This is a genomic window from Streptomyces sp. NPDC002773 (assembly GCF_040295605.1).
Classification (GTDB): domain Bacteria; phylum Actinomycetota; class Actinomycetes; order Streptomycetales; family Streptomycetaceae; genus Streptomyces.
Genome location: NZ_JBEOVO010000001.1, coordinates 1 through 22,078 on the forward strand (window position 1 = coordinate 1; position 22,078 = coordinate 22,078).

The following is a 22,078-nucleotide window of genomic DNA, read 5'->3' on the forward strand; positions in this document are numbered from 1 at the left end:
ACGGGACGGCGCCCCCTTGCCGGGCCTAGGCTTCCGGGCCTGGACGTGCACCACGGGTGCGGCGCCGTCGTGGGTTGTGCCCACCCGTTCCGCCCTGCGGAACGCCTGCCCACAACCCGGCGGGGCGGCCGGCCGCAACCCAGGTCTCACCCCCTCGGCCGCGCCGTCGGCGGCGCGAGGTCCTTCGGGGGGCCCGGTGGTGGTTCGCCCACCGTTGCCAGTGACTCCGCCGCCTCCCGCGCCAGCAGCGGTGAGAAGGTCGGGTTGATCCGCAGCGACTCCGCCAAGTGCCGCCGCGCCGGGCCGTGTTGCTCAAGCGCCCGCTCGATCTCACCCCGGTGGTACGTGAACAGCGCGCTCCGCACCCCCTCCTCCGTCGCCCGTTTCGCGTACTCCAGCGCCTCCTTCGGCTGCCCCGCCCGGTACAGCGCCCACCCCAGCGCGTCCGCGACCGCCACCGAGCGGTGCCCCCGCGCCCACTCCGCCCGCATCCGGGTCACCGCCGCCGCCGGATCGCCGTGGTCCGCGTCGAGCAGCGCCAGGGCCACCTCCCCACGCGCCCACGTACCGGTCCGCAGCCGCTCGTACAGGGCCTGCGCGTCCCCCTCAAGGCCCAGCGACTCGTACAGCTCGCCGGCCTCGAGGACGTACTCCGGCAGCGGCAGCCTCGCCAGCGCGGCCCGCCAGTCGCGCAGCGCCTCGTCGGTGCGGCCGAGCGCCGCGAGCGCCCGCGCCCGGCCCGCGAGCGACGGCCCGTGGTCCCGTACGAGCCGCAGCGCCGACCCGTACCGCGCCAGCGCCTCCTCCGGCTCGCCCCGCTCCCACGCCAGGTCCCCGAGCCGGGCGAGCGCCGCCGCCCTGTCCGGGTCCGTCTCCGCGAGCGCCGCCGCGTCCAGGGCCGCCGCGTCGGCGTCCTCCCGCCAGCCCCGGTCGCGGTAGGTCCCCGACGCCCGGGTCCGCACCAACGCGCCCGCGTGGAGCCCCTCCAGGGTCTCCATCGCCTTCTGCGCCGCCCCGTACTCCCCGAGACCGTTGTACGCGTCCATCAGGACCGGGTACACCGGCCAGCGCTTCGGATCCGCCTTCCGCACCCGCTCGCCCCACTCCTTCGCCGTCCTCCAGTCGCCACGCGCCCCCGCGAGCGCCCCCAGGCCCAACTGCGCCGCCAGATTGCCGCGCTCGGCGGGCCGTTCGGCCAGGGAGCGCCGCAGCGCCCGCTCGGCCCGCGGATAGTCCCGTACGTCACCGAGCCGCGTCCCCCGCTCCGTGTACGCCGCCCCCAGCTCCGCCCAGGACGCGTCGTCGCCCGGATGGCCGCGCAGCCACTTCTCCCGGTCGGTGATCAGCGCCGCCAGATCCGGCAGCGCGGCCTGCGCGCCCGCGTGGGCCGCGATCACCGCCCGCTCCGCCGGACCCGGCGGGGCCGGCGGGCCCTGGCCGACGAACTCGGGGACGTACAGCAGCGCCGTCGCCGCGAGCACCGCGCCCACTCCGGCCGCCAGGACCGTCCTCGACACGTTCTGCGTCTTCATGGCGCTCACTGTGCGCCCGCGTCCACCTGTACGAAGAGCACACGAAGCGCCCGCCCCGGCGGGTTCACACCGTTGGCCCCGGGTGCCAGGCTGGAACCATGGACGATCTTCTGACGCGGCTGCGCGCCGGGCTACCCGCCGAGGCGCTGCTCACCGACCCGGACGTGACCGCCTCCTACGCGAACGACATGGCGAGCTTCTGCGAGTCCGGCACCCCCGCGGTCGTCGTGCTCCCGCGCACCGTCGAGCAGGTGCAGCACGTCATGCGCACCGCGACCGAACTCCGCGTCCCCGTCGTCCCCCAGGGAGCCCGCACGGGCCTCTCCGGAGGCGCCAACGCCTCCGAGGGCTGCATCGTGCTCTCCCTGGTTCGAATGGACCGGATCCTGGAGATCAACCCGGTCGACCGGATCGCCATCGTCGAACCGGGTGTCGTCAACGCGGTGCTTTCACGGGCCGTCGCCGAACACGGCCTCTCCTACCCGCCGGACCCGTCCAGCTGGGAGACCTGCACCATCGGCGGAAACATCGGCACGGCCTCCGGCGGCCTGTGCTGTGTGAAGTACGGGGTGACCGCCGAGTACGTCCTCGGTCTCGACGTCGTCCTCGCCGACGGCCGTCTCCTCACCACCGGCCGCCGCACCGCCAAGGGCGTCGCCGGTTATGACCTGACCAGGCTCTTCGTCGGCTCCGAGGGCAGCCTCGGCATCGTCGTGAAGGCGGTCCTCGCGCTCAAGCCGCAGCCGCCCGCCCAGCTCGTGCTCGCCGCCGAGTTCCCCTCCGCGGCCGCCGCCTGCGCGGCCGTCTGCACGATCATGGAGCGCGGCCACACCCCGTCGCTCCTCGAACTCATGGACCGCACCACCGTCCAGGCCGTCAACAAGCTGGCGCGCATGGGTCTGCCCGACACCACGGAGGCGCTGCTCCTGTGCGCCTTCGACACCCCGGACCCGGCCGCCGACCTGGCCGCCGTCGGGGAGCTGAGCGCGGCGGCGGGCGCCACCGAGGTCGTCCCGGCCGCCGACGCCGCCGAGTCCGCACTCCTCCTCCAGGCGCGCCGGCTCTCCCTCACGGCCCTGGAGACCATCAAGTCCGCGACGATGATCGACGACGTGTGCGTGCCGAGGACGCGGCTCGCCGAGATGATCGACGGCACGGCGGCCGTTGCGGAGAAGTACGGGCTCACCATCGGCGTCTGCGCGCACGCGGGGGACGGCAACACCCATCCCGTCGTCTGCTTCGACCACACCGACGAGGACGAGTCGCGGCGCGCGCGGGAGTCCTTCGACGAGATCATGGCGCTCGGGCTCGCGCTCGGCGGCACGATCACCGGCGAGCACGGCGTGGGCGTCCTCAAGAAGGAGTGGCTGGCACGGGAGCTGGGGCCGGTGGGCCTCGAACTCCAGCGGGGGATCAAGGCCACGTTCGACCCGCTGGGACTGCTCAACCCCGGAAAGCTGTTCTGACGGCACCTGTACGGGGATCGCGGCGCCGGGAATCACAGCTCGCCGTCCTGCGACTCGTCCGACGGCCACGGGTCGCGCAGCCACAGCTCGTCGGTGAGCACGGTGGTCGCCAGGAGCTCGGCGAGGCCGTCGTCGATACCGAGGCGCTCGGACTCCGTGCCCGGCGGCACCGCGTGCAGGGTCCGCTCCAGCCAGGCGGACACCTGCGCGGACGGCGCTTCGAGCAGGGCGTCGCCGTCGGGGGAGGAGAGCGCCATCAGGACGACCCCGCGGCCGTCGACCTTCGTGGGCCAGATCCGTACGTCCCCGTGCCCGCACGCCCGGAACACGCCCTCGACCAGCAGTTCGCGCGCGAACGTCCAGTTGACGGGGTGGTCCGTGCCGACGTGGAAGGTGATGTGGACGGCGTACGGGTCGTCCGTGCGGTAGGCGAGCCGGGCGGGGACGGGGACAGCCCGCTCGGGCGAGAGCACCAGCTTCAGCTCCAGCTCGCGCTCGACCGTGGTGTTGTCGGTGTTCTGCATGGCCGTACTTCCTCTCGCGGACCGGCCCCGTGCGGGCCTTCACCAGGAGAGAGCGCGGTGCCCACGGTTCATTACGCGACTTCGGGAAAATTTTTCCGGGAAGTCCTCTCCCGGCAGGACCCCGGCGGGAGCACCGGCCCGAACATCACCATGAGTGATCGATTCCGGTACGTGTCGCCCGAAGGCGCGGCTTTCTCGTGGGCTCCTTCTCCCCTCGGGGACGTTCTTCGTTACTGTCCTCCTTGGGCGCGGCACGCCCGGCACGCGGCCGCGCGGTTCAAGGGCGTTGTGACTGAACGGAGTCGGGGCAGTGGCTACTCCTCCTGGAGGCGGCGGAGAGGTACCGCAGGCGGGGTACTACCCGGACCCGTCCATTCCCGGGTACATCCGGTACTGGAACGGGGGCGCCTGGGTTCCCGGCACGAGCCGGCCCGCCCCCTCGGAGGGCGAGGTTCCCCCGCATCCGCCCGCCGCGACGATCCCCGCCGGCCCGATCCTGGCCTCGGGCCCGGCGCCCGCGCCGGTCCTCACCCGGCCCGCGCCCGCCCAGCCGGAGCCCGCATGGGCAGAACCCGAGCGGGAAGAGCAGCCCGAGCCCGTACGGGAGACCCGGCCCGAGGGGCCCGTCCAGGCCCAGGCACAGGCGCACGTCCCCGCACAGGCCCACGCGCCCGCCCCCGTACCCGCGGTGGAGGAGACCGGGCCCGTCTTCTTCGACGAGGAGCCGGCCGCCCAGGAGCCCGCCGCCGTGTGGCAGGCGGACACCTCGCGCCAGACCGGCTTCGGCGGCGACCGCGACCAGAAGGTCTCCTGGGGCGCGCCCCGGACTCCCGATCCGCGTACCCCGGCGGAGTGGCCGGTCGCCGGTGCGAGTGAACCCGCCGAACCCGCCGAACCCGCGGAGACGCCGGCCGCCGACCCCGGGCGGTCGGCCGACCCCCGGACGGCCGGGGGAGCCGCGCGACTCGGCGGGATGCCGGTCACGCCGATGCCCACGCCCACCCCGGCACCGGAGCCCCGACCGCAGTCCCAGCCTCAGCGCCGGTCCCAACCCCAGCCGGCTCCCGAGCCGATTGCGACGGCCCAGGCCCCGGCCCCCGCGCCCACCCCCGTACAGCAGCGGCCCGCGCCCGCCCCCGTACAGCACGCGCCCGCCCCGGCCCCCGCCACGCCCTCCTGGGCCCAACAGCCCCAGCCGCCCCAGCAGGCGGTCCAGCCTCAGCAAGCGGCCCAGCCGCAGTCCCAGGAGCAGCAGCAGCCCGTCGTCCCCTGGAAGCCGCCCGTCGACGACCTGTTCGTCCAGGCGGCCCGCGCGCAGGCCTCCGCCCGTCCCGCCGGTCTCGGCAGGCGGCTGCTGGCCCGGCTGATCGACACGGTGGTCCTCGGCGCGCTCGTGGGCGGTGCCTCGTTCCCGTTCGTGACCGCCGCCCTCGACCACATCGACGGCAAGATCGAGGCGGCCAAGCAGTCCGGCGTCACCGTCCAGGTCTGGCTGCTCGACGGGACGACGTCCGTCCAGTTCGGCATCGCGCTGGCCGCGCTGTTCGTCCTCGGTGTCCTGTACGAGGCCCTGCCCACCGCCCGCTGGGGCCGCACGCTCGGCAAGAAGCTGTGCGGGATCGAGGTGCGGGACATCGAGGCGCACCAGCCGCCGAGGTTCGGCGCGTCCCTGCGCCGCTGGCTCGTCTACAGCGTCCTGGGGCTCCTGGTCATCGGCGTGTTCAACGTCCTGTGGTGCCTGTTCGACCGTCCCTGGCGCCAGTGCTGGCACGACAAGGCGGCCCGTACCTTCGTGGCGCGCTGACCCGCCGGGGGACCGCCGCGTCCCCCGAACGGGCGGTGATTCCTTGCGGGGGCGCCGGGCCCGGGATGCACTGCCCCCATGAGCACCGACCAGCCGCCGCCCGGCCAGCCGCCCGAGGAGGACCCGTTCCTCAAGAGGCCCCAGGAGCCCCCGCCGCCCTCCGCCGGCCAACCCCCGCCGTCGTCCGGCGGCGACCAGCCGCCCCCGGGAGGCCCCCCGCCCGGGAACCCCTACGGCCCCTCGGGCGGCAGCCCGTACGGTCCCTCGGGCGGCTCCCCGTACGACAACGGCATGCCTCCGCCCCCGCCTCCGTACGGCGGAGGCGGCGGGGCGGGCGGCTACGGCGCCGGCTACGGCGGGACGGATCCGCTCTCCGGGATGCCGCCGCTCGCCGAGTCCGGCCGGCGCATCCTCGCCCGGATCATCGACTGGCTGATCATCGCGATTCCGCTGGCGATCATCGGCATCCCGTTCGACATCTACACGCGGGCGACGGAGAACGGCAACGACTTCGGCGACACGGTCAACAGCCTGAACGGCGGCAGCCAGCTGGTCTTCCAGCTCATCACGATCGTCGCGTACGTCGCCTATGACACGGTGATGACGGCCAGGAACGGTCAGACCATCGGCAAGAAGCTGATGAAGCTGCGGGTCGCGATGCTCAACGACGGCTCGACGCCCCCGATGAGCCAGTCGCTGCTGCGTGCCGTCGTCCTGTGGCTGCCCGCCCTGATCTGCTGCGCCTGCCTGTGGCCGCTGCTCATCCTCATCCTGATCCTGATCGACAAGCCCTACAAGCAGGGTCTGCACGACAAGGCGGCGAAGACGGTGGTGGTCTCCGTCCCGCAGTGAGCGCGCGGAGCGCGCACCCGAGCGCGCACGAGCGCCCACGGACGAGGGATCAGGTCATGAACCGGTCCGGGTATCGGCTCCCGCGCCCACGCGCGCGGCCGGTATCCGGACCTCTTCGTTCCGCCGGGGCCGCCCGGACGCCGGAACTCCCCCCGCGACCTTGACGGATGCCGTCCGCCCCGGCATCGTCACCGCCACGAACAGTCCGAGCAGCAGGCCGGCGAGGCTGACCGCCGTGATGCCCAGCGTGGTCGTCGTACGGGTGAGCAGCAGGAGGGCGACGGTCGCGAGGACGACGGTGGCCGAACCGTAGGCGAGCTGCGCGGCGTTCGGACGCTGCATGACGGGTACCGTCCCTCCGGACATCGGGTCGACTCTACGACGCTCGATGCCCAAGGCGGATGCCGGGTAAGCGTGACCTTACCCACGGTGCCGTTGCACGGGGGGCGCACGGGGGCACGGAAGTCCCGATTTTCCGCCGGTGTGCGCCGTTCATCCGTCCGATAATCGGAATTTCCTTCCCGCATAGTGCAGTTGGTGTGCGCAAGTCAAGATCTGTCTTTTCTTGTCTCCCTCCGGTCAAATGTCGTCACTTGTGACGCGCGACCCCGCCGGACGGACACCCCACCTTCGGTCCGCGAGCGTGGGCGCCGGGGAGGACTACATCAAGTGACCAACAGACGACGGGCGATCAGAACGTCCGCAGTCGTCGTGGCGCTCGCGGCTACCGCCGCCACCGCCTCGACCTTCACCACCGCCTGGGCCGACAACGACGGCGTGACGTCGGCCGACGTCCGCCACGACCCGGCGCCCGGCGCCGAGGTCGACGGTCACGGCCACGGACACGGCGTCGACAAGACGGCGGTCGACCACGACCTCGAAGGCCCGTTCAGCAAGCAGCAGGAGCAGCAGCGCAAGGCTGCCCTGGAGCAGGTGCTGAGCGGCGAGGCCAAGGTCGAGCGCCGCGGCGGCTCGCAGGTCGTCAAGCTCGACAGCAAGAAGTACGTCGAGCTCGGCCGCGAGAAGACCGACAAGATCTTCACGATCCTCGTCGAGTTCGGCGACAAGGTGGACACCACCACCCTGGTGAACCGCGCCGACGACGACACGGACGAGCTGAAGCCGAAGTTCGGCGGCACGCCCGGCCCGCTGCACAACCAGATAGAAGAGCCGGACCGTGCGAAGGACAACTCCACGGCCTGGCAGGCGGACTACGACCAGCAGCACTTCCAGGACCTGTACTTCGGCACCGGCAAGGACGCCGAGGGACAGCCCAAGCAGTCGCTGAAGACCTACATGGAGAAGACCTCCTCCGGCCGTTACTCGGTCGAGGGCGGCGTCTCCGACTGGGTCAAGGTCGAGTACAACGAGGCCCGTTACGGCTCGAACTACTGCGGCAGCAGCAACTGCTCCAACGTCTGGGACACGGTCCGCGACGGCGTCACCGCCTTCGTCGCCGACCAGAAGGCCAAGGGCCGCACCGACGCCCAGATCAAGGCCGACATGGCCCAGTACGACCTCTGGGACCGGTACGACTTCGACGCCGACGGCAACTTCAACGAGCCCGACGGCTACATCGACCACTTCCAGATCGTCCACGCGGGCGAGGACGAGTCGGCCGGTGGCGGCGCCCAGGGCGGCGACGCCCTGTGGGCCCACCGCTGGTACGCGTACGGCACCAACGCCGGCAAGACCGGCCCGGCCCACAACAAGGCCGGCGGCACGCAGATCGGCGACTCCGGCATCTGGGTCGGCGACTACACGATGCAGCCCGAGAACGGCGGCCTCGGCGTCTTCGCGCACGAGTACGGCCACGACCTCGGCCTGCCGGACCTGTACGACACCTCGGGCCGCCCCGGCGCCGAGAACTCGACCGGCTTCTGGTCGCTCATGTCGTCCGGTTCCTGGCTCGGCCGCGGCAAGGACGCCATCGGCGACCTGCCCGGCGACATGAACGCCTGGGACAAGCTCCAGCTCGGCTGGCTCAACTACACCAAGGTGGCCGACGAGGCCCGCGCGTGGAACTCCACGCACAAGCTGGGTGTGGCCGAGTACAACACCAAGAACCCGCAGGCGCTCGTCGTCGAGCTGCCGAAGAAGCCGGTCACCACCGATGTCGTCGCGCCCGCCGAGGGTGCCACGCAGTGGTGGAGCAACATGGGTGACGACCTCAAGAACACCCTGACCCGCTCCGTCGACCTGACGGGCAAGACGTCCGCCTCCCTGGCGCTCCAGGGCTGGTACGACATCGAGAAGGACTACGACTACCTCTACACCGAGGCGTCGACCGACGGCGGTGCCACCTGGACCGCGCTCGACGGCACCGCCGACGGTGTGGCCCTCCCGCGCGACGCGAGCGGCGCCCCGGCGCTGACCGACGTCTCCGGCACCCACAAGAAGCTCGTCTACGGCCTCGACGCCTACGCGGGCAAGAAGTTCGACCTCCGCTTCCGCTACCAGACGGACGGCGGCGCGGGCGGCAAGGGCTTCACCGCCGACGCCATCACCCTGACCGCCGACGGCGCCACCCTCTTCTCGGACAACGCCGAGAACGGTGACAACGGCTGGACCGCGAAGGGCTTCTCGCGGGTCGGCAAGGGCTTCACCAAGGAGTACGAGCAGTACTACATCGCGGAGAACCGCCAGTACGTCTCGTACGACGCCACCCTCAAGGTCGGCCCGTACAACTTCGGGTTCACCGGTGAGAAGTCCAGCTGGGTCGAGCACTACCCGTACCAGAACGGTCTGCTCATCTGGAAGTGGGACCTCTCCCAGAAGGACAACAACACCGCGGTCCACCCGGGCCAGGGCCTGATCCTTCCGGTCGACTCCCACCCGACCCCGCTGAAGTGGAAGGACGGCACCCTGATGCGCAACCGCGTCCAGGCGTACGACTCCACCTTCGGCACCTACCGCACGGACTCCCTCCTGCTCCACAAGGCGGACGTCCCGACGTGGGTGAACTCGCAGCGCGGCAACCCGGTCTTCGACGACCGCAAGGGCACCTACTGGTACCCGGAGACCGAGCGGGCCGGTGTCAAGGTAACTGACACCAACACCAAGATCGAGGTCGTCAAGGAGCCGTCGAACGGCCAGACGATCACGGTCCGCGTGGGTCCCTCGACCAAGTAATCGATAAATCCGCAGGTCAAAGCATGATCGGCCGTCGCCCCACTAGCGGGCGGCGGCCGATCGTGTTTAGGTGCGTCTGACGCTTCAGACCGATGTTCTTATTGACAGTCGATCCACGGGGGAGTGGTTCCGCATGCCCAACGGAGGGTTCTGCAAGTTGCCGGGAGGCAGTGTGGTCGTCGCGATAGGGCTGCCGAGCCCGGCCCGCGACGGCGTCACCGTCCGCTTCCTCGTGCACGCCGCGAACCGCGCCCGCGCCCTGACCCGGCTGCGGAACCTGGGCCTGCGGGCGGTCTACCTCCGCGGCAACTCCGAGCCCCCCACCCCCGACGAGGTCACGGCCGTCCTGCACCACCCGGACGGGCTGCTGTGGAGATCGAACCCGGGCGCCGCCCAGGAGCTCTGGCACCCCGTACGGTCCCTGCCCAGGGCACCCGCCGCGTAGCGGACGCCCTACGGGACGACCGGCTTGCCCGTCAGCTCCACGCCCGCCGTCCGCAGCTCCTCCAGGGCCCGGTCCGTCGTCTCCTTCGCGACGCCCGCCGTCAGGTCGAGCAGCACATGGGTGCGGAAGCCCTCACGGGCCGAGTCCAGGGCCGTCGCCCGCACGCAGTGGTCGGTGGCGATGCCCACCACGTCCACCTCGGTGACCTCCCGCTCGCGCAGCCACTCCGCGAGCGTCAGACCGTTCTCGTCGCGCCCCTCGAAGCCGCTGTACGCCGCGTCGTACGCGCCCTTGTCGAAGACGGCGTCGATCGCCCCGCTGGCGACGGCGGGCGCGAAGTTCGGATGGAAGCCGACGCCCTCCGTACCGGCCACGCAGTGCACCGGCCAGGACGTGACGTAGTCCGGTTCCTCGCCGGCCGGGGCGAAGTGCGCGCCCGGGTCGACATGGTGGTCACGGGTGGCGACGACGTGCCGGTAGGAGCTGCCCGCCGTCTGGCCGACCAGGTCGGTGATGGCGGCGGCGACGTCCGCGCCGCCGGTCACCGCGAGGCTGCCGCCCTCGCAGAAGTCGTTCTGAACGTCCACAACGATCAATGCGCGGTGCATGGCGGGTGTCCTTAGCGGGTCGGGGAGGGGTGGTTCGAGCCTAGAGACTTCCACCTCCCGCCGGGAGGGGGCGTCCCGATCCTCCGTTCGGGGCCTCTACACGTACTCCGTCGGCAGCACCGGCTCGCCCCGGGAGAGCTGCGTCGCCGACATCGGCAGCCCGGCGCGCGCCTCGATGTGCCGCGACCTGGCGGCTTCGAGGGGCTCCCTGGCCACCACGTCACCGCCCTTGACCAGCTCGACCAGGAGCTGCCGGTCGGCGAGCTCCGGCGGCACCGGCCCGGTGCCCACGACCTCCGCCTCGGCGATCCCGTACGCGTCGGGCCGCCGCGCCGCCCACTTGCGGCCGCCGACCGAGGCCTTGCCGCCCAGGGACTTCTTCGCGACCGGCACGAGAGGCGCCTTGAGGTCGGCCGAGGCCGCCCGCGCCACCAGCTTGTAGACCATGGAGCAGGTCGGGTGGCCGCTGCCGGTGACCAGCTGCGTCCCCACCCCGTACGCGTCGACCGGGGCCGCCGCGAGCGAGGCGATGGCGTACTCGTCGAGGTCCGAGGTGACGACGATCTTCGTGTCCCGCGCGCCCAGCTCGTCGAGCTGCGCCCGCACCCGGTGGGCGACGAGCAGCAGGTCGCCCGAGTCGATGCGGACGGCCCCGAGCTCGGGCCCGGCGACCTCCACGGCGGTACGGACGGCCTCGGTGACGTCGTAGGTGTCGACGAGCAGGGTCGTACCGCGCCCGAGGGTGTCGACCTGCGCCCGGAAGGCGTCCCGCTCGCTGTCGTGGAGCAGGGTGAAGGCGTGGGCGGAGGTACCGACGGTCGGGATGCCGTAGCGGAAGCCGGCCGCGAGGTCCGAGGTGGCCTCGAAGCCGCCGACGTACGCGGCGCGGGAGGCGGCGACGGCCGCCAGTTCGTGCGTGCGCCGGGCGCCCATCTCGATCAGGCGGCGCCCGCCGGCGGCGGCCGACATGCGGGAGGCGGCGGCGGCGATGGCCGAGTCGTGGTTGAGGATCGAGAGGATCACGGTCTCCAGGAGCACGCACTCCGCGAAGGAGCCCTCGACGCGCAGCACGGGCGAGCCGGGGAAGTACACCTCGCCCTCGGGGTAGCCCCAGATGTCGCCGGAGAAGCGGTAGCGGGCCAGCCACTCCAGGGTCGGCTCGTCGACGATGCCGTGCTCGCGCAGGAAGCCGAGGACGGCGGGGTCGAAGCGGAAGTTCTCGACGGCGTCCAGGACCCGGCCGACGCCCGCGAGGACGCCGTAGCGCCGCCCCTCGGGCAGCCGCCGGGTGAAGACCTCGAAGACGGAGCGCCGGTCGGCGGTGCCGGCGGCGAGGGCCGCCTGGAGCATGGTCAGCTCGTACTGATCGGTGAAGAGCGCGGTCGACGGCACGTCCACCGGCAGCCCAAGGTCCGCAGCGTTCATGTCAGCGATGCTAGCGCAGAAATCGTCAATCTGACGAATAGTGCGGCGAGTGGGTGACCCGTTTGTGCGACGGGCCCCCCGGGGTGGCAGCATGGGGTGAGTGAGCGTCGCGCCTATTGAGATCGAACGTACGGAATCGGCCGAGGAGGTCTCCGCCGTCGTCGAGCCGGACGTGCCCTGGGTGACCCTCGTGCACAACGACCCGGTCAACCTGATGAGCTACGTGACCTACGTCTTCCAGTCGTACTTCGGTTACTCCAAGGACAAGGCGCACAAGCTGATGCTCGACGTGCACCACAAGGGCCGCGCGGTGGTCTCCAGCGGCACCCGCGAGGAGATGGAGCGCGACGTGCAGGCGATGCACGGCTACGGCCTCTGGGCGACGCTCTCCCAGGACCGCTTCTGATGGCCGGCCATTTCGAGGCCCTGCCCGGTGGCGGCGCCGCCGTCGCCCTCGACGACGTCGAGATCTCCATCCTCCGCTCCCTCGCCGTCCAGCTCATGGAGCTGATCGGACCGGGCGACGAGCCCGCCAAGGACGAGGACCCGCTGGCCGCGCTCTTCGCCGAGGGCCCGAGCAAGCCGCCGTCCGACCCCGCGCTCAAGCGCCTCTTCCCCGACGCGTACGGGGACGGCAGCGAGGAGCTGCGGGCGGCCGCCTCCGACTTCCGCCGCTACACCGAGAACGACCTGCGGGCCCGCAAGCGCGAGGACGCCCTCGTCGTGGTGCGCGCCCTCGACGCGCTCTCCGCCGACGCGGCCGGCGAGGGCGGGGCGGTCCTGAAGCTGACCGCGGACGAGGCCCGGGCCTGGCTCGGCGCGCTCAACGACCTCCGGCTGACCATCGGGACCCGTCTTGAGGTCACCGACGACGAGGAGAGCGAGCAGCTGTACCGGCTGCCGGACTCCGACCCGCGCAAGCCGATGGTGATGGCGTACCTCTGGCTGGGAGCGCTCCAGGAGTCCCTCATCGAGACCCTGATGTCGTAGGGACGCCTGCATCCCCCCTGTTGTTCGCTCAGCGGACGCTCAAATCCGGATAACGAATGCGTTATCAGAGCGTCCGCTTCGCCATCTTGTGTCCCTTTTGCCTGCTGTTTTCCATGACGTGCGCCACCCGCAACTCCCTCGATCGCGTCCCAGCCCGTGATAAATCTTCACGACCGCTCGGGGACGCCACCCCTGTTCCCGAGGGCGCTTGGACCGGCTGACCGCCGGTAGCACTCCATCCACATCCGGGGGGATCAGGATCTGATCCGCGGCAGACGCACACGCAGTCGCGCGGATCAGCATGGAGAAAGGCGCACCACCATGACCTCTGTGCAGGTCGACAAGCAGCACGACGGCACCGACGGGGCCGTGGACGGCGGCGAGGGCTACCAGCGAGGCCTCGGCGCCCGGCAGATCCAGATGATCGCGATCGGCGGTGCCATCGGCACCGGCCTGTTCCTCGGCGCCGGCAAGGCCATCGCCAAGGCAGGCCCCAGCCTGATCCTCGCGTACGCCATCGCGGGCCTGGTCATCTTCTTCATCATGCGGGCCCTGGGCGAGCTGCTCATGTACCGCCCCGTGTCCGGCTCCTTCGCGGAGTACGCACGCCAGTTCGTCGGCCCGTTCTGGGGCTTCGTGACCGGCTGGACGTACTGGCTCTTCTGGGTCGTCACCGGCATCACCGAGGTCACCGCCGCGGCCACCTACATGACGTACTGGTGGGACATCCCGCAGTGGATCTCCGCGCTGGTCTTCACGGTCGTCCTCTTCGGCGCCAACCTGATCTCCGTGAAGCTCTTCGGTGAGCTGGAGTTCTGGTTCTCCATGGTCAAGGTCACCGCCATCATCGGCATGATCCTGATCTGCGCCGGCATCCTCACCATCGGCTTCTCCGACGCCGGCGACACCGCCACCGTCGCGCACCTGTGGAACCAGGGCGGCTTCTTCCCGAACGGCATCGGCAGCACGCTGATGACCCTGCAGATCGTGATGTTCGCCTTCCTCGCCGTCGAGCTCGTCGGTGTCACCGCGGGCGAGTCCAAGGACCCGAAGACCGTCCTGCCCAAGGCCATCAACACCGTGCCGTGGCGCATCGCCGTCTTCTACGTCGGCGCGCTGATCATGATCCTGTCGGTCGTCCCGTGGACCGAGTTCCAGCCGGGCGTCTCCCCGTTCGTCGCCGCCTTCGAGAAGATGGGCCTCGGCGTCGGCGCCGCCATCGTCAACTTCGTGGTGATGACCGCGGCCCTGTCCTCCTGCAACTCGGGCATGTACTCCACCGGCCGCATGCTGCGCGACCTCGCGCTCAACGGCCAGGGCCCGAAGGTCTTCACCCGCCTCACCAAGAACGGCACCCCGCTCCTCGGCCTGACCTTCTCGGCGTCCCTGATGCTCGTCGGCGTCTGGATCAACTACGTCGCCCCCGGCAAGGCCTTCGAGTACGTCGTCTCCTTCGCCACCATCTCCGGCATGTGGGCCTGGATCATGATCCTGGTCTGCCAGATCCGCTACCGGGCCAAGGCGAACCGCGGCGAGCTCCCCGAGTCCACCTTCAAGGCCCCGGGAGCCCCGTACACCAGCTGGTTCGCGCTCCTCTTCATCGGCATGGTCATCGTGATGATGGGCGTCGACGAGGGTGCCCGTACCGCCCTCTACGCCGCACCGGTCTGGGGCCTCATCCTGGGCGTCTCCTACCTGGTCCTGAGGGCCCGCAACCCCGAGGGCGCGGCCTTCGCCAAGCGGTCCTGACCTCCGAGCCTGTCGGCCGCTGAGCTGCTGACCTCGCCCGTCCCAGCATCCGGGCCGTCCCGTACCACTCCTCGGTACGGGACGGCCCGCCCGTCGCCCGCCACCACCCTGCCTGACGCGCTCCGCGCGGCCCCCCTTGATCCGATGCTTATCCTGTCGGCATGCTGACCATCACCCGGGCCCTGTACGACCAGATCGTGGAACACTCCCGCGCGGACCACCCCGACGAGGCCTGCGGCGTCGTCGCGGGCCCGGCCGGCAGCGGACGCCCCGAGCGGTTCATCCCCATGCTGAACGCCGCCCGCTCGCCCACGTTCTACGAGTTCGACTCCGCGGACCTGCTCAAGCTCTACCGCGAGATGGACGACCGCGACGAGGAACCCGTCATCGTCTACCACTCGCACACCGCGACCGAGGCCTACCCGTCCCGCACGGACATCTCGTACGCCAACGAGCCCCACGCCCACTACGTCCTCGTCTCCACCGCCGACAAAGACGCCGCGGGCCCCTTCCAGTTCCGCTCCTTCACCATCGTCGACGGCGTCGTGACGGAGGAGGACGTCAAGGTCGTCGAGGAGTACGCGTAGGGACCTACGCGTAGGGACCTACGCCCAGGACGCGCCCGCGGTCGTCCGGAAGCGGGCCAGGTACGCGGAAGGCGTGACCCCGAAGTGCCGGGCGAACGCCCTCCGCAGGCTCTCGTCGCTCCCGAGACCGCTCCGCGCCGCCGCCCCCGTCACGCTCGCCCCGCCCTCCAGGAGCATCCGGGCCGCCTCCACCCGCACCCGCTCCACGCAGGCCGCGGGCGTCACCCCGACCTGCTCCCGGAACAGCCGGGCCAGATGCCGGACACTCACCCCCGCCCGCCGCGCAAGCGCCTGCGCGCTGTGGTCCGCCGCCGGGTCCGCGACCACCGCGTCCAGGAGCGGCCGGACCACCGGGTGCCCGGTCGGGGGAGTCCGCGAGGCCGCCGAGAACTGCGACTGGCCACCCGGGCGCTGGAGGAACACCACCAGGTCCCGGGCCACCGCCCGCGCCGCCGCCGGCCCCCGGTCCTCCTCCACCAGGGCCAGACACAGGTCGATCCCGGCCGTCACCCCCGCCGACGTCCACACCCGCCCGTCCCGCACGTGGATCGCGTCCGCCGTCACCTCGACCCCCGGGTAGCGGCGGCCCAGCTCCGCCGCGTGCTCCCAGTGCGTCGTCGCCCGCCGCCCGTCCAGCAGCCCCGCCGCCGCCAGCGCGAACGCCCCCGTACACACGGACGCCACCCGCCCCGAGCGCGCCGCGAGCTCCGCGACCGCCGGCGCCGCCGCCACGCACCGCGCCACGTCCACCGCCCCCGGCACGACAAGCGTGTCCACGGCCGTCACCGCGTCCGCCGCGCAGTCGGCCCCGATCCGCAGCCCGGTCGAGGTGCGGACATCCCGCCCGTCGGGCGTGCACACCCGCACCCCGTAGGCCGCCCCCGCCGCCCCAGCCGTCGCGAACACCTCCAGCGGGGCGGACACGTCGAGCAGCCGGACACCGTCGAAGGCGAACACCGTCACCGAGTGCACTGTCATGTGTCCGATTCTGTGGGATGCCCGTCCGCAGGGACATGGCGGGGCGACGACCCCGACGGCGAGGCTTGGCCCTATGAACGCACCCACGAACACACCCGGGAACACCCTCTCCCCGAACGCCCTCGCGCTGATCCCCGACAGCCGGCTCGCCACCGCCGCCACCGAACTCGTCCGCGACACGACGAGCGACCTGATCTACGACCACTCCCGCCGCGTCTACCTCTTCGGCGCCCTCCAGGGCCGCGCCCGAGGCCTCGCCTTCGACCCCGAACTCCTCTACGTCGGCGCCATGTTCCACGACCTCGGCCTGGGGGAGGCGCACCACGGCAGCGGCCGCCGCTTCGAGGTCGACGGAGCCGAGGAGGCCGCCGCCTTCCTCCGCGCCCAAGGCGCCGACGAGGACGCCGTCCGCCGCGTCTGGACCGCCGTCGCCCTCCACACCACCCCCGGCATCCCCGCGTTCATGGAGCCCGAGGTCGCGCTCGTCACCGCGGGCGTCGAGTACGACGTCCTCGGCATCGGCTACGACGATCCCGCCGCCGTGAGCCCCGAGGTCCGGGCCGCGATCGTCGCCGCCCACCCCCGCCCCGACTTCAAGAAGCGCATCCTCGCCGCCTTCACCGAGGGCATCGCCCCCAAGCCGGACACCACCTTCGGCAACGTGAAGGCCGACGTCCTGCGCCACTACGTCCCCGGCTTCGCTCCCGGCGACTTCGTGACGACCATCGAGAACTCCGGCTGGCCCGAATGAGACACTGACCCGGACCAACGGGCGGCAGGACCCAGGAAGCCGGTGTGAATCCGGCACGGTCCCGCCACTGTGACCAGCGCCTTCGGGCGCTGGGAGCCAGGAACTGACCTGCCGCCTCTCACCACCGACTGGGGACGTGGAAATCCCCGGAGGAGGCATTCCGTCATGACCTGGCCCCGCCGTGCCCTGCTGCCCGCCGCCGCCCTCGTCTCCCTGCTCGCCGGCTGCGCGGCCCCCGCGGAACAGGCCCCCGCGGCGAAAGCCGCGCCGGGATTCCCGTACACCGTCACCAACTGCGGTGTGAAGACGACGTACCAGGCGCCGCCGAAGCGCGCCGTCACCATGAACCAGCACGTCACCGAGGTCATGCTCGCCCTCGGTCTGGAGAAGTCGCTCGTCGGCACCGCTTACCTCGACGATGCGATCCTCCCCGCGTACAAGAAGGCGTACGACACGGTGCCGGTCCTCGCGAAGGAGTACCCCTCCAAGGAGGCCGTGCTCGCCGCGAACCCCGACTTCGTGTACGGCGGTTACTCCACCGCCTTCTCCGCCAAGGACGGCCGCAGCCGCGACGACCTGAAGCGCGCGGGCATCGACACCCGCCTCAACACCGAGTACTGCCCGACCGGTTCGCCCTCCGTCGACGACCTCTACCGCGAAGTCCGCGAGATCGGCCGCACCTTCGGCGTCCCCGACCGGGCCGAGACCTGGATCACGCAGGCGCGCGGCACGGTCAGCGCCACGCAGAAGCGCCTGAGCGGCGTCGAACCCGTGTCCGTCTTCGTGTACGACAGCGGCGACAAGACCGCGTTCACCGCGGGCGGCAAGGGCATCGGCAATGAGCTCATCACCCGCGCCGGCGGCCGAAACGTCTTCGCCGACCTCGACAAGGCCTTCGGCGACGCCACCTGGGAACAGGTCGTCGCCCGGAAGCCCGAGGTCGTCGTCATCTACGACTACGGCTCCACCACCGTCGAACAGAAGAAGCAGCGGCTCCTCGACGACCCCGCCCTCAAGGACGTCCCCGCGATCAAGAACCGCCGCTTCGCCGTCCTCCCCCTCTCCGACACCGTCCTGGGCGTCCGAGTCCCCGCAGCCGTCAACAAGCTGGCGACCCAGCTCCACCCGACGCGATGAGCGCGGGAACCCGCGCCGCGGGCACACCGGGGGAGCCGCCCACCCCGCCGCACCCCGAACCGTCGGGCGCCGGGGGCGCGGAGGGCGCCGGGGCCGAGCCGCCCGGCCGGTCCGAGCCGCCCGGCCGGTCCGAGCCGCCCGGCCAGGCCGAGCCGCCCGGTGCCGGCCGCCCAAGCCCTCCCGGGCGGACGCGCGGCGGCCCGCTGCGCTACACCGCCGTCGTCGCCGGACTCCTCCTCGCCCTCGCCGTCGCCGCGATCGCCTCGCTCGCCCTCGGCTCCGTGCGGGTCCCGCCCGGTCAGGTGCTCGACGCGCTCACCGGGCGGGCCGGCCCCTCCCCGTACCGGACGATCGTCCTCGACGTCCGGCTGCCCCGGGTCCTGCTCGGCGTGGTCGTCGGCGCCGGGCTCGCCGTCGTCGGCGCCGTCCTCCAGGCCCTCGTCCGCAACCGGCTCGCCGACCCCTTCCTCCTCGGGATCTCCTCCGGCGCCTCCGCCGGAGCCGTCCTCGTGCTCACCGCCGGCGGCGGCATCGGCCTCCTCGGCGGCGTCACCACCACGATCGCCCTGCCCGCCGGTGCCTTCGCCGGCGCCCTCCTCGCCCTCGTCCTCGTCTACGGGCTCGCCCGCCGCGGCGGCACCATGACCGGCGCCCGGCTCGTCCTCGCCGGGGTCGCCGTCTCCTACATCCTCTCCGCCCTCGCCACCCTCCTCCTGGTCGTCGCCGGACGCCCCGAACAGTTCCAGGAGGCCCTGTTCTGGTCCCTCGGCGGCCTCGGCAGCGCCCGCTGGGACACCCTCGCCCTGCCCACCGCCGTCCTCGTCCTCGGCACCACCGCCCTCCTCACCCTCGCCCGCCCCCTCGACCTCCTCCTCGCCGGAGAGGAGAGCGCCACCGTCCTCGGCCTGGACACCGCCCGCTTCCGCGCCGCCGTCTTCGTCCTCGCCTCCCTCGTCACCGCCGTCATGGTCGCGGCCAGCGGCGCCGTCGGCTTCGTCGGCCTCATGGCCCCGCACGCCGCCCGGCTCGCCGTCGGCGCCCCCCACCGCCGGCTCCTCCCCGTCGCCGCGCTCGGCGGGGCACTCGCCCTGGTCCTCGCCGACCTCGCCGCCCGGACCGTCGCCGCACCCCAGGACATCCCCGTCGGCGTCCTGACCGCGCTCACCGGCGGCCCGTTCTTCCTCTGGCTGCTGCGCCGGCGCCCCGAAGGAGCCTCCCTGTGACCGAACTGCGCCTCCACGGACTCTCGTACGGGGAACGCCTCCACGCCGTCGACCTCACCGTCCACCCCGGCGAGACCGTCGGTCTCATCGGCCCCAACGGCAGCGGCAAGACCACCCTCCTGCGCTGCGTCTACGGCACCCTCACCCCCACCGCGGGACACGCCACCCTCGACGGCGACGACCTCCACGCCCTCGGCCCCAAGGCCCGCGCCCGCCGCGTCGCCACCGTCCCCCAGGACAGCGCCACCGAGTTCGAACTCACCGTCCGCGAACTGGTCACCCTCGGCCGCTCCCCGCACAAACGGTTCTGGGAGGGCGACACGGCCGCCGACCGGGACCGCGCCGGCGCCGCCCTCGCCCGCGTCGGCCTCACGGACCTCGCCGACCGCCCGTACCCCACCCTCTCCGGCGGCGAACGCCAACGCGCACTCGTCGCCCGCGCCCTGGTCCAGGACCCCGCGCTCCTCGTCCTCGACGAGCCCACCAACCACCTGGACATCCGCCACCAGCTCGACGTCCTCGCCCTCGTCCGCACCCTGGGCACCACCAACCTGCTCGCCCTCCACGACCTCAGCCTCGCGGGGGCGTACTGCGACCGCATCTACGTCCTCGAACGCGGCCGGGTCGTCACCGGCGGCACCCCCACCGAGGTCCTCACACCCGCCCTCCTCGCCGCCGTCTACGGGGTGGACGCCGAGGTCATCCCCCATCCCAGGACCGGCAGCCCGACCGTCGTCTACCTGCACGGTCCGGCAGGCGGGCAGAAAGCATCCACCATGTGAGATCACATTCCGAAACCCGGACCGGGAATCGATACGATGAGCCCATGGTTTCCCACGACGTGAGCGAAGAGACTCCGAGCACAGTCATGCTCGTAGGCCGCCTGCACGTCGACCTGTGCCGCCTCGCCAGCGCGATCTGTACCCTCCGCGCTGCGCTCTGAGCGACCGGCCGAGCGCACTTCCGCACGACCCCCCTCCGCGCGGGGGCCCCAGCAGCGCGCCCATCACGTCACTTCCGACAGGAGCCCACGCCATGGCCATCGAGGTCCGCATCCCGACCATCCTCCGCACCTACACCGACGGCCAGAAGGCCGTCGAGGGCAGCGGCGCGACCCTCGCCGAGCTCTTCGCCGACCTGGAGTCCCGCCACACCGGGATCGAGGCCCGCATCGTCGACGAGGGCAAGCTCCGCCGCTTCGTCAACGTCTACCTCAACGACGAGGACGTCCGCTTCCTCGACGGCATCGACACCAAGCTCACCGACGGCGACAACGTCACGATCCTGCCGGCCGTCGCCGGCGGCATGGTCTGATCCACATGCGCTACGACTCCTCGCTGGCCGCCGTCGGCAACACGCCGCTGGTCCGCCTCCCCCGGCTCTCGCCCTCGGACGACGTCCGCATCTGGGCGAAGCTGGAGGACCGCAACCCGACCGGCTCGGTCAAGGACCGCCCCGCGCTCCACATGATCGAGCAGGCCGAGAAGGACGGCCGCCTCACCCCCGGCTGCACCATCCTGGAGCCGACCAGCGGCAACACCGGCATCTCCCTCGCCATGGCCGCCAAGCTCAAGGGCTACCGCATCGTCTGCGTCATGCCCGAGAACACCAGCGAGGAGCGGCGCCAGCTGCTCGCCATGTGGGGCGCCGAGATCATCTCGTCCCCCGCGGCGGGCGGCTCCAACACGGCGGTACGCGTCGCCAAGGAACTCGCCGCCGAGAACCCGGCCTGGGTGATGCTCTACCAGTACGGAAACCCGCACAACGCGGGCGCCCACTACGCCACCACCGGCCCCGAGATCCTCGCCGACCTCCCTTCGATCACCCACTTCGTCGCCGGCCTCGGCACGACGGGCACCCTGATGGGCGTCGGCCGCTACCTGCGCGAACAGAAGCCCGACGTCAAGATCGTCGCCGCCGAACCGCGCTACGACGACCTCGTCTACGGCCTCCGGAACCTCGACGAGGGCTTCGTACCGGAGCTGTACGACGCCTCCGTCCTCACCACCCGCTTCTCCGTCGGCTCCGCCGACGCCGTCACCCGCACCCGCGAACTCCTCCAACAGGAGGGCATCTTCGCGGGCGTCTCCACCGGCGCGGCCCTCCACGCCGCGATCGGCGTCGGCAACAAGGCACTCAAGGCCGGCGAGAGCGCGGACATCGCCTTCGTCGTCGCCGACGGCGGCTGGAAGTACCTGTCGACCGGCCTCTACACGGCGGCGACCACGGAAGAAGCGATCGCCACGGTCCAGGGCCAGCTCTGGGCGTAAGCCCCGGACACCCCTACCGCGCCAAGTGGCGGACCTGGTCCCACACGACCGGGTCCGCCATTCCCGCTCTCCGCCGGAACCCCGCCACCGGCACCTCCCGCAGCTCATCCGTCTCCAGAAAACTCGGCCGCCCCTGCGCGTCCCCCACCGCCCCCGGCGGCAGCGCGATCACCCCCGGCCGCTCGTCGTGGTACTTGCTGGTGATCTTCGCGACGAGCGCACAGTCGCCCCGTACCGACAGCACGAGACAGGGCCGGTCCTTCGACCCGGGCCCGTCCTCGAACGGCACCTCCGCCCACCAGATCTCCGCCGCCACCGGCAACCGCCCCGGCCGCGCGGGAGCCTTCCCCGGCCGCGCGGGCCGACCGGGCGGCCGCGTCCGCTCCGGAGCCCGGCCCCGGCCCCGTTCCCGCCCCGGAGGCCGACGCCCCGACGACGGCCGCCGCGGCGAACGCCTCCACCCGTCGGCGAGCGCCACGACCAGCGCGATCACCACGACCGCGACCAGCGCGGGCCACCACGACGTGTCCATACCTCAAGACGGTACCGGCGCACCGCCCACTCCGCCGCGACGCCCCGCCATCCATCCGAACCGGTGACAGAGC

General features: G+C 72.0%; 23 protein-coding genes and 1 riboswitch. Of the genes, 16 read left to right on the forward strand and 7 right to left on the reverse strand.

The annotated features are described in order from the left end of the window. Window positions 1-146 precede the first annotated feature (146 nt). The gene (locus ABT034_RS00005) at window positions 147-1,532 is read right to left on the reverse strand and encodes a tetratricopeptide repeat protein (RefSeq protein WP_351209512.1); all 1,386 of its coding nucleotides are present in this window, start codon (window positions 1,530-1,532) and stop codon (window positions 147-149) included. Window positions 1,533-1,630: 98 nt separating this feature from the next. Here ABT034_RS00005 and ABT034_RS00010 point away from each other — a divergent pair, with 98 nt between their 5' ends. Continuing rightward, window positions 1,631-2,998, forward strand: a complete 1,368-nt coding sequence (locus tag ABT034_RS00010; RefSeq protein ID WP_351209514.1) for an FAD-binding oxidoreductase — start codon at window positions 1,631-1,633, stop codon at window positions 2,996-2,998. 32 nt (window positions 2,999-3,030) lie between these two features. On the opposite strand, the gene ABT034_RS00015 is transcribed toward ABT034_RS00010, so the two are convergent. Further along, the gene (locus ABT034_RS00015) at window positions 3,031-3,522 is read right to left on the reverse strand and encodes an SsgA family sporulation/cell division regulator (protein WP_351209516.1); all 492 of its coding nucleotides are present in this window, start codon (window positions 3,520-3,522) and stop codon (window positions 3,031-3,033) included. 310 nt (window positions 3,523-3,832) lie between these two features. On the opposite strand from ABT034_RS00015, the gene ABT034_RS00020 reads away from it, so the two are divergent. Beyond that, a complete protein-coding gene (locus ABT034_RS00020) occupies window positions 3,833-5,326 on the forward strand; it encodes an RDD family protein (RefSeq protein WP_351209518.1) in 1,494 nt (497 codons plus the stop codon). Window positions 5,327-5,404: 78 nt separating this feature from the next. Further along, window positions 5,405-6,178, forward strand: coding sequence for an RDD family protein (locus ABT034_RS00025; protein WP_351209520.1), 774 nt, complete (start codon window positions 5,405-5,407; stop codon window positions 6,176-6,178). Between the two features lie 54 nt (window positions 6,179-6,232). On the opposite strand, the gene ABT034_RS00030 is transcribed toward ABT034_RS00025, so the two are convergent. After that, a complete protein-coding gene (locus tag ABT034_RS00030; RefSeq protein ID WP_351209522.1) occupies window positions 6,233-6,520 on the reverse strand; it encodes a hypothetical protein in 288 nt (95 codons plus the stop codon). Window positions 6,521-6,847: 327 nt separating this feature from the next. On the opposite strand from ABT034_RS00030, the gene ABT034_RS00035 reads away from it, so the two are divergent. After that, window positions 6,848-9,310: an immune inhibitor A domain-containing protein gene (locus ABT034_RS00035; protein WP_351209524.1), complete on the forward strand. Its 2,463-nt coding sequence runs from the start codon at window positions 6,848-6,850 to the stop codon at window positions 9,308-9,310. A 133-nt stretch (window positions 9,311-9,443) separates the two neighbouring features. Beyond that, window positions 9,444-9,755, forward strand: a complete 312-nt coding sequence (locus ABT034_RS00040; protein WP_351209526.1) for a hypothetical protein — start codon at window positions 9,444-9,446, stop codon at window positions 9,753-9,755. An 8-nt stretch (window positions 9,756-9,763) separates the two neighbouring features. On the opposite strand, the gene ABT034_RS00045 is transcribed toward ABT034_RS00040, so the two are convergent. Further along, a complete protein-coding gene (locus ABT034_RS00045) occupies window positions 9,764-10,363 on the reverse strand; it encodes a nicotinamidase (protein WP_351209528.1) in 600 nt (199 codons plus the stop codon). A gap of 96 nt (window positions 10,364-10,459) precedes the next feature. Beyond that, on the reverse strand, window positions 10,460-11,788 hold the full coding sequence (locus tag ABT034_RS00050) for a nicotinate phosphoribosyltransferase (protein ID WP_351209530.1): 1,329 nt from the start codon (window positions 11,786-11,788) through the stop codon (window positions 10,460-10,462). Between the two features lie 100 nt (window positions 11,789-11,888). On the opposite strand from ABT034_RS00050, the gene clpS reads away from it, so the two are divergent. From clpS to ABT034_RS00070, 4 genes are all read left to right on the forward strand, one after another. Continuing rightward, complete coding sequence (gene clpS, locus ABT034_RS00055; protein WP_073807902.1) at window positions 11,889-12,194, forward strand: ATP-dependent Clp protease adapter ClpS; 306 nt, start codon at window positions 11,889-11,891, stop codon at window positions 12,192-12,194. Continuing rightward, window positions 12,194-12,778 (forward strand): DUF2017 domain-containing protein, encoded by a 585-nt coding sequence (locus ABT034_RS00060; RefSeq protein ID WP_351209533.1) that lies wholly within the window; start codon window positions 12,194-12,196, stop codon window positions 12,776-12,778. The genes clpS and ABT034_RS00060 overlap by 1 nt, the downstream gene beginning before the upstream one ends. 321 nt (window positions 12,779-13,099) lie before the next feature. After that, window positions 13,100-14,527, forward strand: a complete 1,428-nt coding sequence (locus ABT034_RS00065) for an amino acid permease (protein ID WP_351209535.1) — start codon at window positions 13,100-13,102, stop codon at window positions 14,525-14,527. Between the two features lie 161 nt (window positions 14,528-14,688). Beyond that, window positions 14,689-15,114 carry a M67 family metallopeptidase gene (locus tag ABT034_RS00070; protein WP_351209537.1) on the forward strand — a complete coding sequence of 142 codons (426 nt, stop codon included), beginning with the start codon at window positions 14,689-14,691 and terminating at the stop codon, window positions 15,112-15,114. A gap of 18 nt (window positions 15,115-15,132) precedes the next feature. Here ABT034_RS00070 and ABT034_RS00075 read toward each other — a convergent pair whose 3' ends face one another. After that, complete coding sequence (locus tag ABT034_RS00075; protein WP_351209539.1) at window positions 15,133-16,092, reverse strand: GlxA family transcriptional regulator; 960 nt, start codon at window positions 16,090-16,092, stop codon at window positions 15,133-15,135. Between the two features lie 73 nt (window positions 16,093-16,165). On the opposite strand from ABT034_RS00075, the gene ABT034_RS00080 reads away from it, so the two are divergent. From ABT034_RS00080 to ABT034_RS00110, 7 genes are all read left to right on the forward strand, one after another. Next, window positions 16,166-16,843 (forward strand): HD domain-containing protein, encoded by a 678-nt coding sequence (locus tag ABT034_RS00080; protein ID WP_351209541.1) that lies wholly within the window; start codon window positions 16,166-16,168, stop codon window positions 16,841-16,843. A gap of 9 nt (window positions 16,844-16,852) precedes the next feature. Further along, window positions 16,853-16,969, forward strand: a riboswitch (cobalamin riboswitch). 39 nt (window positions 16,970-17,008) lie between these two features. Further along, complete coding sequence (locus tag ABT034_RS00085; RefSeq protein ID WP_351209543.1) at window positions 17,009-17,980, forward strand: ABC transporter substrate-binding protein; 972 nt, start codon at window positions 17,009-17,011, stop codon at window positions 17,978-17,980. Then, entirely contained in the window at window positions 17,977-19,203 is a 1,227-nt protein-coding gene (locus tag ABT034_RS00090; RefSeq protein WP_351209545.1) for a FecCD family ABC transporter permease, read from the forward strand. The genes ABT034_RS00085 and ABT034_RS00090 overlap by 4 nt, the downstream gene beginning before the upstream one ends. Next, on the forward strand, window positions 19,200-19,985 hold the full coding sequence (locus ABT034_RS00095; protein WP_351209547.1) for an ABC transporter ATP-binding protein: 786 nt from the start codon (window positions 19,200-19,202) through the stop codon (window positions 19,983-19,985). The genes ABT034_RS00090 and ABT034_RS00095 overlap by 4 nt, the downstream gene beginning before the upstream one ends. A gap of 44 nt (window positions 19,986-20,029) precedes the next feature. Further along, complete coding sequence (locus ABT034_RS00100) at window positions 20,030-20,146, forward strand: putative leader peptide (RefSeq protein ID WP_351209549.1); 117 nt, start codon at window positions 20,030-20,032, stop codon at window positions 20,144-20,146. Window positions 20,147-20,238: 92 nt separating this feature from the next. Beyond that, window positions 20,239-20,517 carry a MoaD/ThiS family protein gene (locus ABT034_RS00105; RefSeq protein WP_351209551.1) on the forward strand — a complete coding sequence of 93 codons (279 nt, stop codon included), beginning with the start codon at window positions 20,239-20,241 and terminating at the stop codon, window positions 20,515-20,517. Window positions 20,518-20,522: 5 nt separating this feature from the next. Continuing rightward, window positions 20,523-21,473 (forward strand): PLP-dependent cysteine synthase family protein, encoded by a 951-nt coding sequence (locus tag ABT034_RS00110; protein ID WP_351209553.1) that lies wholly within the window; start codon window positions 20,523-20,525, stop codon window positions 21,471-21,473. A gap of 13 nt (window positions 21,474-21,486) precedes the next feature. Here the strand turns inward: ABT034_RS00110 and ABT034_RS00115 are convergent, their stop codons facing one another. Beyond that, window positions 21,487-22,005 (reverse strand): type II toxin-antitoxin system PemK/MazF family toxin, encoded by a 519-nt coding sequence (locus tag ABT034_RS00115; RefSeq protein ID WP_351209555.1) that lies wholly within the window; start codon window positions 22,003-22,005, stop codon window positions 21,487-21,489. Between the last annotated feature and the right edge of the window lie 73 nt (window positions 22,006-22,078).

Bases quoted from the DNA above. Each gene is read 5' to 3' on its own strand.
- ABT034_RS00105 (WP_351209551.1), top strand. From the start codon at position 20,239: ATGGCCATCGAGGTCCGCATCCCGACCATCCTCCGCACCTACACCGAC.
- ABT034_RS00070 (WP_351209537.1), top strand. From the start codon at position 14,689: ATGCTGACCATCACCCGGGCCCTGTACGACCAGATCGTGGAACACTCC.
- ABT034_RS00040 (WP_351209526.1), top strand. From the start codon at position 9,444: ATGCCCAACGGAGGGTTCTGCAAGTTGCCGGGAGGCAGTGTGGTCGTC.
- ABT034_RS00025 (WP_351209520.1), top strand. From the start codon at position 5,405: ATGAGCACCGACCAGCCGCCGCCCGGCCAGCCGCCCGAGGAGGACCCG.
- ABT034_RS00050 (WP_351209530.1), bottom strand. From the start codon at position 11,788: ATGAACGCTGCGGACCTTGGGCTGCCGGTGGACGTGCCGTCGACCGCG.
- ABT034_RS00075 (WP_351209539.1), bottom strand. From the start codon at position 16,092: ATGACAGTGCACTCGGTGACGGTGTTCGCCTTCGACGGTGTCCGGCTG.
- ABT034_RS00100 (WP_351209549.1), top strand. From the start codon at position 20,030: ATGGTTTCCCACGACGTGAGCGAAGAGACTCCGAGCACAGTCATGCTC.
- ABT034_RS00015 (WP_351209516.1), bottom strand. From the start codon at position 3,522: ATGCAGAACACCGACAACACCACGGTCGAGCGCGAGCTGGAGCTGAAG.
- ABT034_RS00005 (WP_351209512.1), bottom strand. From the start codon at position 1,532: ATGAAGACGCAGAACGTGTCGAGGACGGTCCTGGCGGCCGGAGTGGGC.
- ABT034_RS00080 (WP_351209541.1), top strand. From the start codon at position 16,166: ATGAACGCACCCACGAACACACCCGGGAACACCCTCTCCCCGAACGCC.
- ABT034_RS00060 (WP_351209533.1), top strand. From the start codon at position 12,194: ATGGCCGGCCATTTCGAGGCCCTGCCCGGTGGCGGCGCCGCCGTCGCC.
- ABT034_RS00110 (WP_351209553.1), top strand. From the start codon at position 20,523: ATGCGCTACGACTCCTCGCTGGCCGCCGTCGGCAACACGCCGCTGGTC.
- ABT034_RS00030 (WP_351209522.1), bottom strand. From the start codon at position 6,520: ATGCAGCGTCCGAACGCCGCGCAGCTCGCCTACGGTTCGGCCACCGTC.
- ABT034_RS00010 (WP_351209514.1), top strand. From the start codon at position 1,631: ATGGACGATCTTCTGACGCGGCTGCGCGCCGGGCTACCCGCCGAGGCG.
- ABT034_RS00085 (WP_351209543.1), top strand. From the start codon at position 17,009: ATGACCTGGCCCCGCCGTGCCCTGCTGCCCGCCGCCGCCCTCGTCTCC.
- ABT034_RS00045 (WP_351209528.1), bottom strand. From the start codon at position 10,363: ATGCACCGCGCATTGATCGTTGTGGACGTTCAGAACGACTTCTGCGAG.
- ABT034_RS00090 (WP_351209545.1), top strand. From the start codon at position 17,977: ATGAGCGCGGGAACCCGCGCCGCGGGCACACCGGGGGAGCCGCCCACC.
- ABT034_RS00115 (WP_351209555.1), bottom strand. From the start codon at position 22,005: ATGGACACGTCGTGGTGGCCCGCGCTGGTCGCGGTCGTGGTGATCGCG.
- ABT034_RS00065 (WP_351209535.1), top strand. From the start codon at position 13,100: ATGACCTCTGTGCAGGTCGACAAGCAGCACGACGGCACCGACGGGGCC.